Origin of the sequence: Lactobacillus sp. CBA3606, assembly GCF_002970935.1 — a bacterium.
Taxonomy (GTDB): Bacteria; Bacillota; Bacilli; order Lactobacillales; family Lactobacillaceae; genus Lactiplantibacillus.
Genome location: NZ_CP027194.1, coordinates 2,059,736 through 2,074,900, shown reverse-complemented (window position 1 = coordinate 2,074,900; position 15,165 = coordinate 2,059,736). Strand labels below are relative to the sequence as shown.

The 15,165-nt window shown below is 45.3% G+C and carries 8 protein-coding genes, 6 tRNA genes and 3 rRNA genes; 1 reads left to right on the top strand and 16 read right to left on the bottom strand.

Features of this window, described 5'->3' with window-relative positions; translation table 11 throughout:
* Window positions 1-83 precede the first annotated feature (83 nt).
* Together nadE and C5Z26_RS10035 are read right to left on the bottom strand one after the other, a co-directional pair.
* Window positions 84-911 carry an NAD(+) synthase gene (gene nadE, locus C5Z26_RS10040; protein ID WP_105449816.1) on the bottom strand — a complete coding sequence of 276 codons (828 nt, stop codon included), beginning with the start codon at window positions 909-911 and terminating at the stop codon, window positions 84-86.
* A gap of 14 nt (window positions 912-925) precedes the next feature.
* The gene (locus C5Z26_RS10035; protein ID WP_105449815.1) at window positions 926-2,392 is read right to left on the bottom strand and encodes a nicotinate phosphoribosyltransferase; all 1,467 of its coding nucleotides are present in this window, start codon (window positions 2,390-2,392) and stop codon (window positions 926-928) included.
* 159 nt (window positions 2,393-2,551) lie between these two features.
* On the opposite strand from C5Z26_RS10035, the gene C5Z26_RS10030 reads away from it, so the two are divergent.
* A complete protein-coding gene (locus C5Z26_RS10030; RefSeq protein ID WP_105449814.1) occupies window positions 2,552-3,283 on the top strand; it encodes a WecB/TagA/CpsF family glycosyltransferase in 732 nt (243 codons plus the stop codon).
* Between the two features lie 56 nt (window positions 3,284-3,339).
* Here the strand turns inward: C5Z26_RS10030 and C5Z26_RS10025 are convergent, their stop codons facing one another.
* From C5Z26_RS10025 to C5Z26_RS09960, 14 genes are all read right to left on the bottom strand, one after another.
* On the bottom strand, window positions 3,340-4,041 hold the full coding sequence (locus C5Z26_RS10025; RefSeq protein WP_105449813.1) for a GntR family transcriptional regulator: 702 nt from the start codon (window positions 4,039-4,041) through the stop codon (window positions 3,340-3,342).
* Window positions 4,042-4,068: 27 nt separating this feature from the next.
* Window positions 4,069-5,205, bottom strand: a complete 1,137-nt coding sequence (gene nagA, locus C5Z26_RS10020) for an N-acetylglucosamine-6-phosphate deacetylase (protein WP_105449812.1) — start codon at window positions 5,203-5,205, stop codon at window positions 4,069-4,071.
* A 96-nt stretch (window positions 5,206-5,301) separates the two neighbouring features.
* Complete coding sequence (proC, locus tag C5Z26_RS10015) at window positions 5,302-6,096, bottom strand: pyrroline-5-carboxylate reductase (protein WP_105449811.1); 795 nt, start codon at window positions 6,094-6,096, stop codon at window positions 5,302-5,304.
* A gap of 482 nt (window positions 6,097-6,578) precedes the next feature.
* A tRNA-Gln gene (locus C5Z26_RS10010) sits at window positions 6,579-6,650 on the bottom strand.
* Between the two features lie 9 nt (window positions 6,651-6,659).
* Window positions 6,660-6,742 (bottom strand) — tRNA-Tyr (locus C5Z26_RS10005).
* 68 nt (window positions 6,743-6,810) lie between these two features.
* Window positions 6,811-7,644: a metallophosphoesterase gene (locus tag C5Z26_RS10000; protein ID WP_370447972.1), complete on the bottom strand. Its 834-nt coding sequence runs from the start codon at window positions 7,642-7,644 to the stop codon at window positions 6,811-6,813.
* A gap of 64 nt (window positions 7,645-7,708) precedes the next feature.
* Complete coding sequence (locus C5Z26_RS09995) at window positions 7,709-9,181, bottom strand: peptide MFS transporter (protein ID WP_105449809.1); 1,473 nt, start codon at window positions 9,179-9,181, stop codon at window positions 7,709-7,711.
* Between the two features lie 629 nt (window positions 9,182-9,810).
* Window positions 9,811-9,883 (bottom strand) — tRNA-Thr (locus C5Z26_RS09990).
* A 45-nt stretch (window positions 9,884-9,928) separates the two neighbouring features.
* Window positions 9,929-10,001, bottom strand: a tRNA-Asn gene (locus C5Z26_RS09985).
* 5 nt (window positions 10,002-10,006) lie between these two features.
* A 5S ribosomal RNA gene (gene rrf, locus C5Z26_RS09980) occupies window positions 10,007-10,123 on the bottom strand.
* Between the two features lie 74 nt (window positions 10,124-10,197).
* A 23S ribosomal RNA gene (locus C5Z26_RS09975) occupies window positions 10,198-13,118 on the bottom strand.
* A 158-nt stretch (window positions 13,119-13,276) separates the two neighbouring features.
* Window positions 13,277-13,349, bottom strand: a tRNA-Ala gene (locus tag C5Z26_RS09970).
* Window positions 13,350-13,378: 29 nt separating this feature from the next.
* Window positions 13,379-13,452, bottom strand: a tRNA-Ile gene (locus tag C5Z26_RS09965).
* A gap of 87 nt (window positions 13,453-13,539) precedes the next feature.
* Window positions 13,540-15,113, bottom strand: a 16S ribosomal RNA gene (locus C5Z26_RS09960).
* Together the 16S, 23S and 5S rRNA genes with 4 tRNA genes alongside form the textbook arrangement of a ribosomal RNA operon.
* Window positions 15,114-15,165 lie beyond the last annotated feature (52 nt).

The following is a 15,165-nucleotide window of genomic DNA, read 5'->3' as shown; positions in this document are numbered from 1 at the left end:
AATCTGCTAGTTACTCCCTTATGATTGTAGCATCAGTATAGCGAATAACTGGACCATTGTCTACTAATAACCATAAGTCATCTTTATTTCCAAAAATCGTCAAAGACATTAATTGCGGCGTGCCGCTTGTGCGCAGTCTTTAAATACCACGCCTCAATCTTTTCAGCGGCAGCAGGCGCAATCGCTCGGCCTTCTAAATAATCATCAATCTCATCATAATGCACCCCTAACGCGACTTCGTCTGGTAAAGCGGGGCGATCATCTTCCAAGTCAGCCGTTGGGACCTTTTCGTAAAGGTGTTTAGGCGCTTGTAAATAAGCCAACATCGCGCGCCCTTGCCGTTTATTTAAGCGATATAAAGGCACCACGTCAGCGCCACCATCACCATATTTCGTGTAAAAGCCTGTGACTGCTTCAGCGGCATGATCCGTACCCACAACAACGCCGTGAGTTTCACCGGCAATCCCATATTGCACAATCATTCGTTGCCGAGCTTTAATGTTCCCTTTGTTAAAATCATGAATTGTTAGTGAATTGGCCTCTAAAGCCTCAACCATCGCATCCGTTGCCGGTTGAATATCAACACGGTCAACCACGTCGGCCTGCATAAAATCAATCGCCGCCATCGCATCCGATTCATCCGCCTGATCGCCATAAGGTAACCGAACCGCAATAAATTGATAATCAGGATTACCCGTTTCCGTACGCATCTCGTCAATGGCCATTTGGGTCAATTTGCCGGCTAGCGTGGAGTCTTGGCCACCCGAAATTCCTAAAACGTAACTTGTCAAGAATGAATTCTTTTTGAGATACGCTTTCAAAAAATCAATACTCCGACGAATTTCGGTTTCGGGATCGATCTGGGGGGCAACGTGGAGTGCCTTAATAATTTCAGTTTGTAATGACCGCATCGGCTAAATTCCTCCTAATAGTCTTTTTGACTCACCCAGTCACGGACTGAATGAATGATGTTCATTTTATGATCGTAAAGTTTTTGTGATAAATCCACTGGATAATCTTGCGGATTTAAGTCACGCTTGTATTCATCCCATAACGAATCCAAGCTATCATAAGCATATTGCTTAATCGCCGCCAACTCAGGCAATTGATAGACTTGTTTTCCTTGGTCATAAATAGGCACTAACACGGGCCGTGCATCAAAATCACTCACCGTTTTGTTGATATAAGTGTAACTAGGATGGAACATATAGATAGACGCTTCATCGCGTGGATCTTCATCCGACAAGGTGACATAATCGCCTTCTGATTTACCATCCGCCCGCTTCGTAATCCGCCAAATCTGTTTGCGACCAGGCGTCGAAACCTTTTCCGCATTATTCGATAACTTAATCGTATCAACCATCTGATGCTGGTCATCTTCAATGGAGACCATCTTATAAACCGCCCCGAGTGCTGGTTGGTCAAACGCCGTAATCAGCTTGGTTCCAACCCCCCAGACACTAATTTTGGCACCTTGCATCTTCAAGTTTTGAATCGTTTTTTCATCTAAATCATTTGAGGCATAAATCTTGGCATCTGGGAAACCAGCTTGATCCAATTGTTCGCGCACGCGCTTGGATAAGTACGCCATATCCCCACTATCAATCCGGACACCTTGGAAATTAATCCGGTCGCCCATTTCTTTAGCCACTTTAATCGCACTCGGAACCCCGCTGCGTAACGTATCATACGTATCCACTAAGAAGACACAATCGTGATGGGTCTCGGCATAAGCTTTAAAGGCCGCATAATCATTACGGTAAGTTTGAACTAACGCGTGGGCATGCGTCCCACTAATTGGAATTCCAAAAATTTTACCCGCACGCACATTACTAGTCGCATCAAAGCCGCCGATGTACGCTGCCCGGGTGCCCCAAATTGCTGCATCAAATTCTTGGGCCCGCCGCGTCCCAAACTCCAATAAACCATCCTCACCCACAACCGACTTAATACGGGCGGCCTTGGTCGCAATCAAAGTTTGGTAATTGATAATATTCAACAAAGCCGTTTCAATTAATTGACAGGTCGCTAGGGGCCCTTCAACTTGCATCACGGGTTCATTATTAAAGACGAGATCTCCTTCACGAGCGGAGCGAATCGTCGCATCAAATTTAAAGTCTTGTAAATAAGCTAAAAAGCCTTCAGAATAATCTTCGGCTTCACGCAAATAAGCGATATCAGTCGCCGTAAAGTGAAGATTATTGATATACTTAACCACTCGTTCCAAGCCCGCAAAAATTGCGTACCCATTTTGGAACGGCATTTTACGGAAAAAGACCTCAAAAACAGCGTGCTTGTTATGAATCCCTTGTTCCCAATAAGTTTGCATCATGTTAATCTGGTAAGCATCCGTATGCAAGGTTAAACTATCATCCGGATATATTTGAGTCATGCGTCCAATTCTCCATTTCGTAAGTTGTAAGCGACTTTACAAATAAGTTAAGCCTATTTTAGCATTCTTTTAAAAACTAATGAATGTTAGCACCTGAAAAAGTTGCAGAAATTCATGATTTAACTATACTCTAATTAGGATTAGAAAGTGAGGCCTCTTATGTCAGCACCTTTTGACACCGTCACCATTTTAAACGTTTCGTTCATTAAGACGACAAACGTCGCTTTTCAAGCACAATTACAACAAGATATCTTACAGCACCGCAATCGGTTTGTGGTCACCGCTAATCCGGAAATTCTTATGTATGCTCGCGAACACCCGGACTATCAGCGCATCTTGACTCAGGCCGACTATATCACCCCCGATGGCATTGGGGTCATTCAGGGTGCCAAAATCTTAGGAACCCCGCTGCCTGAACGAATTACTGGCTACGATACATTATTAAGTTTATTAACTTGGGGTGCCAAACATCATCAACGCGTCTTTTTGTTAGGCGCTAAACCAGCCGTTTTAGAACAGGTTGTCGCTAAAGTTACTGCACGCTACCCACAACTAGTGATTGCAGGCGCAATCGACGGTTATTATACCGATGAAGCGGCTGTTGTTGACCAGTTAGTTGCGGCCCGTCCTGATATGATTCTGGTAGCAACGGGCTTTCCCAAACAAGAGGTCTTCATCGCCACCTATCGCCACCGGGTTGATGGCCTTTGGATGGGCGTTGGTGGGAGCTTTGACGTGTTAGCTGGCGCCGTTAAGCGAGCACCAAAATTCTGGCAACAGCATCATATTGAATGGCTTTATCGGTTACTCAAAGAGCCCAGTCGTTTCAAACGGATGCTCGTGTTACCACGCTATTTACGCCTCGTTAAAAAAATTGCCCGTCAGCACTAATCAACGCTAAAACAGGACCTGAGCGCTTTTATCTCAGATCCTGCTTTTAGACTAGTCTATTTTTCTAGATAAAATTCAAACCGATTGCCCACGTATTGAGTCCGCACATATTCAAACGGTTCACCCGTTTGTAAATACGAAATTTGCCGTAAGCGCAACAACGCATCCCCGCGCCGAACAGATAAAAACTCCGCAATCCGTTCTGAAGCCGACATCGCTGAAACTGTCTGTTGCGCCTTACCAGGGACAAACCCCGCTTTGGCTTCCAACGTTCGATACAACGAACTCGTGACCTCATCCTTAGTAAATTGTTTGACTAAACGTTCGGGCACCGTTGCGACTTCAAAACAAATCGGTAAGTCATCACCGTACCGAATCCGTTCCATCCGTAAAACCTGTTCGTTAGGTTCTAAAGCTAACTTTTCACTTTCGGATAAGGACGGACTCGTCACATGATATGAAATCGTTTTACTGGACGGGACCTTGCCCTGAGCTAGCATTAAATCGGTAAAGCTAGTCACTCCTGACATTTTTTCCTGCACTTTTTGGTTAGCAACAAAGGTGCCAGCGCCGACTCGCCGCTCCAGTATTCCCTCATCAACCAAAGTCTGAATGGCTTGACGCAAGGTCATGCGACTCACATCAAACTTATTGGCCAACTCCCGTTCAGATGGAATTCGGTCACCGACCGCCCACCGACCGGCCTCAATGGCTTGTTTAATTTGGTTGTGAATTTGAATATAAATTGGCGAACTCACGGTCCTCATCCCTTACTTCTAATTAATTTATTTAACAGCTTTTTGACCGTAACTATAAGTAGCGACCAAATCTTGATTAGCATCTAAGATGTTAAGATCCGCATCTTTGCCAGCTTCCAACGTCCCTTTTTTCGTGAGCTTAAATTCCTCAGCTTGGTTAACGGATGACATCTTAACGGCTTCCGCAATCCCACAACCAGTGAACTTTTGGACATTCTTAAAGGCGTTGATATAAGTTAACACAGAACCAGCTAAGTTACCAGCTTCCAAACGCGCTTGACCATCTTTAACGATAACCTTTTGGCCGCCTAATTCACTGATACCATCGGGTTCGCCCTTCGCACGCATCGAATCAGTAACCAATTCAATCCGATCGACGCCTTTTTGTTCATAAGCAAGTTTAATCATGTCAGGAACAATATGGAACCCGTCACAAATCAATTCACAATACATGTTATTTTCAAGCATGGCATGCCCGGTTACACCAGGTTCGCGGTGCTTAAATTCACGTTGTGCATTGTATAAATGAGTGACATGGGTCGCTTTACTTGCAAGCAATTGGGCACGAGTTGCATTACTGTGACCAACTGAAGGCACAATGCCATTTTCCAAGCAATACTTTTCAAATTCACGCGACCCAGGATCTTCCGGCGCATAAGTAATTAGCTTAACGCGCCCGCCCGATAATTTATTCCAGTTATCTAATAAAGCCACATTAGGATTCTTAATGTATTCTTCCGGTTGTGCACCTTTAAAGCTAGCTGAAATAAATGGTCCTTCCAAATGAACCCCTTGAATAACTGGGTTTTCTTTAGCAGCGGCATTAATCCCGGCCATCGAATGATCTAAGTTTTCATTTGACTGGGTCATCGTCGTACAGAAATATGACGTAATCCCTTCGCGTGCCACCATATCGTTGACCATTTCATTAATTTCAGCTGGGTCACCATCCATGGCATCAAAACTATAGCCACCATGACTGTGAACATCAATAAAGCCAGGGATAATTGTCTTCCCGCTAACAAATTCAATGTCATCATCTGGTTGTGCAACATAATCGTCCATCGAACCAACCGCTTCGATTTCTTTGCCGAAACGAATATAACCGTCATCAATCTTTTCTAAACCGGTATAGATGATCGCATGTTTTAACACTTTGCTCATGAACTATTCCTCCTAGGATTTACTGGTTATATTATAATCGGTATAGACCAAACATGCAACCATAAAAGTGGGTTGATCAATCCAATCTCAATAACCTTAGTTAATCCCAAGTTCCTTGGCAATCGTCGCATCAATGCCTTTAACGACCGCTGTCATAAACCCGGCTTCTTCCATAGCTAATAACCCAGCAACCGTCGTACCACCTGGTGATGAGACTTGATCTACCAATTCAAATGGCACTTTATCGGAGTCTAAGACCATCTGGGCACTACCCAAGGTCGCTTGCGCAGCAATTTTAGTCGCCGTGGCCTTGTCCAAGCCATGCTTAACCCCTGCCCGGGCCATCGCATCAATGAAGAAGTAGACATACGCTGGCGAACTCCCTGCTAACGCTGCAAAAGTACTAAAATCTTTTTCAGCCACGGCACTGGTTTGACCAATTGCATCAAATAATTGTTGTCCACTGGCATATTGCGCCGCAGTCAACGTATCGTTACCGACTAAAGCAGTCATACCAGCGCCAATCGCCACATTCACATTTGGCATGATACGTAAGATTGGCAAGTTGCCAACCGCTGCTCGATAATCTGCTAAATCTAGCCCAGAACTCATCGTAATGACCCATTTATCCGCCGTAATAGCCGGTTGTACGCTTTTGAGCACGTCTAACGCAATATTAGGCTTAACTGCCAACACAATCACATCAGCCGCCTCAGCGACCGCTAGATTAGAATCCAACGCCCGTAAGCCTTTCGCCTTAGCATAGGGACCGTAACTGTCGGCATGCGCACTATGCAGATAGATATCGGTTGGTGCTACCGCCTGCATTTTAAGCCAGCCCTCAATAATTGCCCGGCCCATATTACCGGCTCCAATAAATCCAATTTTCATTTTATTCGCTCCTTATCATAACCGTTCATTTTATCTTACAAAGCTCCCACTGGTTTGTAAAGCTGACACCCTTAAGGCTTAAAACCCTTTTTAGCAGATTGCTTCTTATAGTGTAACAGTTTTTTAAAAGCTGATGTCAGGCTTAACGGTTTATGCATTGGTCGCTTTGTGATTAGGCGTCATTTAGCGCTTACAACCTAAGACGCATAAAAATCCATGAATTTAGGCATACTTTTTATCCACTGGTATTTGTAGCCGGTACAGCCATTAGTGACGCATTGAGGCCCCTTGGTCATGCTGATTTAAAGCCTCACACCAGCCATCTCTTTACACATTACTACGGCACAACTAAATGCAGTAGTTACTAAATTAGCGTGTTACACGCCTATCCAACTTCGTGACACACTTTTGGTGCATCTAAAATAAAAAAGCCGCTAAATCAAGCTTTTCAGCTCTCATTAACGACTATCCGGTTACTGCGATTGGGCTAGCTGGGTTCGAACCAGCGCATGACAGGATCAAAACCTGTTGCCTTACCACTTGGCTATAGCCCAATAATTAAATGGAGGGAAGTGGATTTGAACCACCGAACCCGAAGGAGCGGATTTACAGTCCGCCGCGTTTAGCCAGACTTCGCTACCCCTCCATGAATCAATCAACTATATTAGAATACAAAACTTTGAATAAAAAATCAAGTCATTTTGCAAACTTTTTTTATTTTTCCGGTAAATTAAGCAAAAAAGTGTCCCGATACCACTCTGAAATAAAGTCAGTCGCTTGCCATTCATTAATTCGTTTTAGTCCATAACCCACAGCTTGATCATAATACGTGGTCGCCCCCACGACTTTAGGCGCCGGGTGCAGGTGTAAGTGACCAAATAAGACGCGTTCGACTTGGTATTGCTCAACTAACTGCCCTAATCGTGGTGTCCCCATTAAAGCCTGGGCCATTTTCCAAAAACGATTAGTCGGCAAGTTCGGCAAGTAATCAGCTCGGGGGACAAAATGTGTCATCAGAATGACCCGTTTTTTCGCTACCTGTGCTAATTTCAACTGTGCTTGAACTTGTTTGAGGACTAAATCGCTACGTTCCGGATCACTCATCGGTTGCTGAATCGTCCGATCAATCCAATACGCCTGTTTCCAAGTTTTAAAATCAGCCAGCGTCTTATCTGGCACTGCGGCAGCAAATTGATAATCATACCAGCCATTATTGCCTATAATTCGCCAATCGCTATTCGGCAGATCCACATATTGGTTATGCAAATAGCCTTCAAAATGACCGGTTTCAAGCCCGTCAAACGAGATGCCGTGAACCATGTCATGATTTCCCGCGACCCATAAAACGTGTGTCTGCGTGCCTAATTTGGCCTGTAAATCAACCACAAACTGTTGACTTCGCTGAAAATCATTAAACAAGTCACCAGCAATCAAATACCATTGCACCTGTTGACGTAATAAATAATCCGCCTGTGCAGCTAACATCGTTGCAACGTCCACCCGATTAACATCAAAATGATTATCACTACTAAAAGCTATCCGAATCATTCGTTTCATCTCCAAAAAAAAGATACATTATCATAAAGATAACATACCTGCTTAAATAATTCGCTTATAAAACGCCCTTCATTGCGCGTTTGATCATCGGTACCATCATAAATAGGATAATTCCCAAGATGATACTTACAATCCCAATCGTCGCAAAATATGGGACTTCAGTCTTAGTTGAATAGAATCGAACCAGTTGGGCATTTAAAGCACTCCCAGCTGAATCAGTTAAGAACCACATACTCATCATTTGTGACGCAAACGCCTTAGGTGCCAATTTGGTGGTCACTGATAAACCAATTGGTGAAATCAACATTTCTGCAATTTCAACGACGGCCCAACTACCCACTAACCAAAGTGGACTAACCTTACCAGCTGTGCCGAATAAAGCGCCCGGCATCGCCATAATTAAGTACGAAGCCCCGGCAAAGACTAACCCAACTGCAAATTTGGCTGGTGAACTTGGTTGCTTTTTGCCCCATTTAGTCCATAACCACACGAATGGAATGGTATATAACATAATGAACAATGGATTTAGAATCTGAAAATCAGACGCAGCTAAGTGAAAAATTCCGAAGTTCAAGTTGGTTCGATCGGCCGCAAACAACGCCAAGACCGCTGAACCTTGTTCTTCAATAGCCCAGAACAACGCCGCAGCGATGAATAGTGGGATGTAAGCCCGAACTCGTGATCGTTCAACGGCATTCGTCTTTTCAGAGGTTAACATCAACGTAAAGTAAGCGATTGGGGTTAAAATAACCAGTACACTAATTAAAGTAATGATATTGACCAAAGTTAAGGCATGTAATAATTGCATCAGAATTAAAATTAAGCCTAATCCAATAACACCAAGAACGGACCGGCGAATAACTTTCTTTAAATCGCCTGGTTCCAACGGATCAGTTGGATATAAACTAGCGGTGCTAAGATTTTTCTTACCATCAAAGTAATACTGTAACAATCCGAAGAACATCCCAATTGCTGCTAATGAGAAACCTAGATGGAAGTTAACGTTCAGACCAATGCGGCCCACCAAGATTGGTGCGACCAATGATCCCAAGTTAATCCCAAACACGAAAACACTGAAACCAGCATCGCGCCGCGAATCCTCAGTCGTATAAAGTTGTCCGACCATATCAGAAACATTAGGCTTTAATAAGCCAGTCCCAATAACAATTAAAGCGATTGAGACAAATAGTGCACTAACGCCAAACGGTGTCGCCAAGACGATATGGCCGACCATAATTAGGACGCCACCAATAAAAACCGTCTTTCGACTACCCCAGACACGATCGCTTAAGAAGCCACCGAACACACTAGATACATAAACCAGTGCTGAGTAAATCGACATAATAGATGCAGCGGTCCCTTGATCGAACCCTAGACCACCCTTAGCAACACTATAGTACATGTAAAAGATTAATAGTGCGCGCATCCCATAGTAACTGAATCGTTCCCACATTTCAGTGAAGAACAACGTTCGCAAACCGCGTGGTTGGCCAAAAAACGACCGATCCAGCTTTTGTTGTTTATCCAATTAAATTTCCTCCAGACGTCATTAAAACCGATTGAACTTCGTTTAAAAGAAACAAAAATAGTTTCCTAATTAAACATAATAACCATTATACTAGCCTTAATCTTATTCAACAATATATTTAATCAACTTCTAATTTATAACCCATAAATAAAAATCATCCTCATAATAACATTTAAGTCAAAAAGCCCGCCAAATCACTAAAACTAATAGATTAAAGTGTTTCAAGAAGCTTTTATGAACTATTTAATGACATTAATTTCTAATTCACTATGAGAATACACCTGATTGTTTTCACAAAAAAGACGGCGTAAAATTGCAATCTCAACCCGATTATCTAATTAAACAAAAGTTTAATTGATATTATTGCCCCCAATTTTTTGGCAGGATTGCCTTACAAAACGTCCCCAAAAGCATGGCATACTTCAACAACGTGTAACAACGCTTACCTAAGAATCCGAATGGTGGTCACCTTTCATCACCAATATTAGCCACAATTTGGGTGCTATATCACATCAATTAATCCTTCACTACTAAAAAAGAGCTCAGGAAGTCCCCGAACTCTAAATCACCCTGCTATTAAAATGATCATGGTAACAAAAAAGACGAGAACCACGTCTCGTCTCAACAAGTGCCGGCTACCAGAGTCGAACTGATGACCCTCGGTTTACGATACCGATGCTCTACCAACTGAGCTAAGCCGGCATGATAGAAAAAAGATGTCAACTCTGTGGCCAACATCTACTGTCACTCCGACAGGCGGGCTCGAACCGTCGACATCTTGATTAACAGTCAAGCGCTCTACCAACTGAGCTATGTCGGAATATTGCATGGCAACGTCCTACCCTCGCAGGGAGCGATCCCCCAACTACTCTCGGCGCTAAGAAGCTTAACTTCTGTGTTCGACATGGGAACAGGTGTATCCTTCTTGCCATCGTCGCCACACTATTGAGAAACTTGTGCTCTCAAAACTAGCTAATATCAAATTGTATTTTTCATCTTACCGGAACACCAATTACTTGGTTAAGTCCTCGACCGATTAGTATTAGTCCGCTTCACACGTCACCGTGCTGCCACTTCTAACCTATCTACCTGATCATCTTTCAGGGGTCTTACTTCCATAAAGGAATGGGAAATCTCATCTCGAGGTGTGTTTCACACTTAGATGCTTTCAGCGTTTATCACATCCATACGTAGCTACCCAGCGATGCGCCTGGCGGCACAACTGGTACACCAGAGGTATGTCCATCCCGGTCCTCTCGTACTAAGGACAGATCCTCTCAAATTTCCTACGCCCGCGACGGATAGGGACCGAACTGTCTCACGACGTTCTGAACCCAGCTCGCGTACCGCTTTAATGGGCGAACAGCCCAACCCTTGGGACCGACTACAGCCCCAGGATGCGATGAGCCGACATCGAGGTGCCAAACCTCCCCGTCGATGTGGACTCTTGGGGGAGATAAGCCTGTTATCCCCAGGGTAGCTTTTATCCGTTGAGCGATGGCCCTTCCATACGGTACCACCGGATCACTAAGCCCGACTTTCGTCCCTGCTCGACCTGTCTGTCTCGCAGTCAAGCTCCCTTGTGCCTTTACACTCTGCGAATGATTTCCAACCATTCTGAGGGAACCTTTGGGCGCCTCCGTTACTCTTTAGGAGGCGACCGCCCCAGTCAAACTGCCCACCTGACACTGTCTCCCACCACGCTAAGTGGTGTGGGTTAGAGTGGTCATACAGCGAGGGTAGTATCCCACCAACGCCTCCACCGAAACTAGCGTTCCGGTTTCTATGGCTCCTACCTATCCTGTACAAGCTGTACAAACACTCAATATCAAGCTACAGTAAAGCTCCATGGGGTCTTTCCGTCCTGTCGCGGGTAGTCCGCATCTTCACGGACAATATAATTTCACCGAGTCTCTCGTTGAGACAGTGCCCAGATCGTTACGCCTTTCGTGCGGGTCGGAACTTACCCGACAAGGAATTTCGCTACCTTAGGACCGTTATAGTTACGGCCGCCGTTTACTGGGGCTTCAATTCTGAGCTTCGCCGAAGCTAACCCATCCTTTTAACCTTCCAGCACCGGGCAGGCGTCAGCCCCTATACGTCATCTTACGATTTTGCAGAGACCTGTGTTTTTGATAAACAGTCGCCTGGGCCTATTCACTGCGGCTGATCTTGCGATCAGCACCCCTTCTCCCGAAGTTACGGGGTCATTTTGCCGAGTTCCTTAACGAGAGTTCACTCGCTCACCTTAGGATTCTCTCCTCGACTACCTGTGTTGGTTTGCGGTACGGGTAGTTAAATACTCACTAGAAGCTTTTCTCGGCAGTGTGACATCAGACGCTTCGCTACTAAATTTCGCTCCCCATCACAACTTGTCCTTAAATTGATAAGCATTTGACTCATCAAAAGACTTGTTGCTTGGACATCCTAATCCAACAGGATGCACATCTTAGCCTACTGCGTCCCTCCATCGTTCAAACGCATTTAACTAGTACAGAAATATCAATCTGTTATCCATCGTCTACGCCTCTCGGCCTCGACTTAGGTCCCGACTAACCCTGGGAGGACGAGCCTTCCCCAGGAAACCTTAGTCATTCGGTGGATGGGATTCTCACCCATCTTTCGCTACTCATACCGGCATTCTCACTTCTAAGCGCTCCACAAGTCCTCACGATCTTGCTTCACCGCCCTTAGAACGCTCTCCTATCACGTGACCTAATGGTCACATCCACAGTTTCGGTAGTATACTTAGCCCCGGTACATTTTCGGCGCAGAATCACTCGACTAGTGAGCTATTACGCACTCTTTAAATGGTGGCTGCTTCTGAGCCAACATCCTAGTTGTCTGTGCAACTCCACATCCTTTTCCACTTAGTATACATTTAGGGACCTTAACTGGTGATCTGGGCTGTTCCCCTTTCGACGGTGGATCTTATCACTCATCGTCTGACTCCCGGATATGAATCAATGGCATTCGGAGTTTATCTGAATTCAGTAACCCAAGACGGGCCCCTAGTCCAAATAGTGCTCTACCTCCATGATCCTTCATCCGAGGCTAGCCCTAAAGCTATTTCGGAGAGAACCAGCTATCTCCAAGTTCGTTTGGAATTTCACCGCTATCCACACCTCATCCCAGCAATTTTCAACTTACACGGGTTCGGTCCTCCAGTGCGTTTTACCGCACCTTCAACCTGGACATGGATAGGTCACCTGGTTTCGGGTCTACAACCTCGTACTAAAAACGCCCATTTCAGACTCGCTTTCGCTACGGCTCCGACTTTTAAGTCTTAACCTTGCACGGGATCGTAACTCGCCGGTTCATTCTACAAAAGGCACGCCATCACGCATTAACGCGCTCTGACTTATTGTAGGCACATGGTTTCAGGAACTATTTCACTCCCCTTCCGGGGTGCTTTTCACCTTTCCCTCACGGTACTGGTTCACTATCGGTCACTAGGGAGTATTTAGCCTTGGGAGATGGTCCTCCCGGATTCCGACGGAATTTCACGTGTTCCGCCGTACTCAGGATCCTGAACTGAGAACGTCTAATTTAATCTACTGGGCTATCACCATCTATGGCGGATTTTCCCAAATCCTTCGACTATCAAACGTTTTGGTAACTCAAATGTTCAGTCCTACAACCCCAAAGAGCAAGCTCTCTGGTTTGGGCTGTTCCCCGTTCGCTCGCCGCTACTTAGGGAATCGAAATTTCTTTATATTCCTGCTGCTAATGAGATGTTTCAGTTCACAGCGTTTACCTCCGACTAGACTATGTATTCATCTAGCGGTAACAGTTGATTAAAACTGCTGGGTTGCCCCATTCGGAAATCTCCGGATCATAGCTTACGTACAGCTCCCCGAAGCATATCGGTGTTAGTCCCGTCCTTCATCGGCTCCTAGTGCCAAGGCATTCACCATGCGCCCTTGTTAACTTAACCTCATTTTCCTAACGGAAAATGCGATTAATGAGTTTAGCGATTTAAAACTTCTTTAAAAAACTCAAAAAACGCGGTGTTCTCGGTTTAATTATGAAAAATTATATTTGATATTATCTAGTTTTCAAAGAACAAGTTTCATTGACAACCAAAGTTGCCAATGGAGAATAACGGGATCGAACCGTTGACCTCCTGCTTGCAAAGCAGGTGCTCTCCCAGCTGAGCTAATTCCCCATAGTGATGCAAGGACAAAAAATCCTCGATGGGCCTAAATGGACTTGAACCATCGACCTCACGCTTATCAGGCGTGCGCTCTCACCAACTGAGCTATAGGCCCAAAAGCGTTATTAAATTGAGAGTTAGACCTCTCAAAACTAAACAAAGTTTCAACAATCATGTGTAAGGTTTCCGTAATATTCCTTAGAAAGGAGGTGATCCAGCCGCAGGTTCTCCTACGGCTACCTTGTTACGACTTCACCCTAATCATCTGTCCCACCTTAGGCGGTTGGCTCCCGAAGGTTACCCCACCGACTTTGGGTGTTACAAACTCTCATGGTGTGACGGGCGGTGTGTACAAGGCCCGGGAACGTATTCACCGCGGCATGCTGATCCGCGATTACTAGCGATTCCGACTTCATGTAGGCGAGTTGCAGCCTACAATCCGAACTGAGAATGGCTTTAAGAGATTAGCTTGCTCTCGCGAGTTCGCAACTCGTTGTACCATCCATTGTAGCACGTGTGTAGCCCAGGTCATAAGGGGCATGATGATTTGACGTCATCCCCACCTTCCTCCGGTTTGTCACCGGCAGTCTCACCAGAGTGCCCAACTTAATGCTGGCAACTGATAATAAGGGTTGCGCTCGTTGCGGGACTTAACCCAACATCTCACGACACGAGCTGACGACAACCATGCACCACCTGTATCCATGTCCCCGAAGGGAACGTCTAATCTCTTAGATTTGCATAGTATGTCAAGACCTGGTAAGGTTCTTCGCGTAGCTTCGAATTAAACCACATGCTCCACCGCTTGTGCGGGCCCCCGTCAATTCCTTTGAGTTTCAGTCTTGCGACCGTACTCCCCAGGCGGAATGCTTAATGCGTTAGCTGCAGCACTGAAGGGCGGAAACCCTCCAACACTTAGCATTCATCGTTTACGGTATGGACTACCAGGGTATCTAATCCTGTTTGCTACCCATACTTTCGAGCCTCAGCGTCAGTTACAGACCAGACAGCCGCCTTCGCCACTGGTGTTCTTCCATATATCTACGCATTTCACCGCTACACATGGAGTTCCACTGTCCTCTTCTGCACTCAAGTTTCCCAGTTTCCGATGCACTTCTTCGGTTGAGCCGAAGGCTTTCACATCAGACTTAAAAAACCGCCTGCGCTCGCTTTACGCCCAATAAATCCGGATAACGCTTGCCACCTACGTATTACCGCGGCTGCTGGCACGTAGTTAGCCGTGGCTTTCTGGTTAAATACCGTCAATACCTGAACAGTTACTCTCAGATATGTTCTTCTTTAACAACAGAGTTTTACGAGCCGAAACCCTTCTTCACTCACGCGGCGTTGCTCCATCAGACTTTCGTCCATTGTGGAAGATTCCCTACTGCTGCCTCCCGTAGGAGTTTGGGCCGTGTCTCAGTCCCAATGTGGCCGATTACCCTCTCAGGTCGGCTACGTATCATTGCCATGGTGAGCCGTTACCCCACCATCTAGCTAATACGCCGCGGGACCATCCAAAAGTGATAGCCGAAGCCATCTTTCAAACTCAGACCATGCGGTCCGAGTTATTATGCGGTATTAGCATCTGTTTCCAGGTGTTATCCCCCACTTCTGGGCAGGTTTCCCACGTGTTACTCACCAGTTCGCCACTCACTCAAATGCTATATCACTCAGGTGCAAGCACCGTCATTCAATAGCCAGAGTTCGTTCGACTTGCATGTATTAGGCACGCCGCCAGCGTTCATCCTGAGCCAGGATCAAACTCTCAAATTAATGATGAGTTCTAAAAAAGCTCATTTAGTACTTGATTTAAAAATTGTTTGTT

Bases quoted from the DNA above. Each gene is read 5' to 3' on its own strand.
- C5Z26_RS10000 (WP_370447972.1), bottom strand. From the start codon at position 7,644: ATGATTCGGATAGCTTTTAGTAGTGATAATCATTTTGATGTTAATCGG.
- nadE (WP_105449816.1), bottom strand. From the start codon at position 911: ATGCGGTCATTACAAACTGAAATTATTAAGGCACTCCACGTTGCCCCC.
- C5Z26_RS10035 (WP_105449815.1), bottom strand. From the start codon at position 2,392: ATGACTCAAATATATCCGGATGATAGTTTAACCTTGCATACGGATGCT.
- proC (WP_105449811.1), bottom strand. From the start codon at position 6,096: ATGAAAATTGGATTTATTGGAGCCGGTAATATGGGCCGGGCAATTATT.
- C5Z26_RS10030 (WP_105449814.1), top strand. From the start codon at position 2,552: ATGTCAGCACCTTTTGACACCGTCACCATTTTAAACGTTTCGTTCATT.
- nagA (WP_105449812.1), bottom strand. From the start codon at position 5,205: ATGAGCAAAGTGTTAAAACATGCGATCATCTATACCGGTTTAGAAAAG.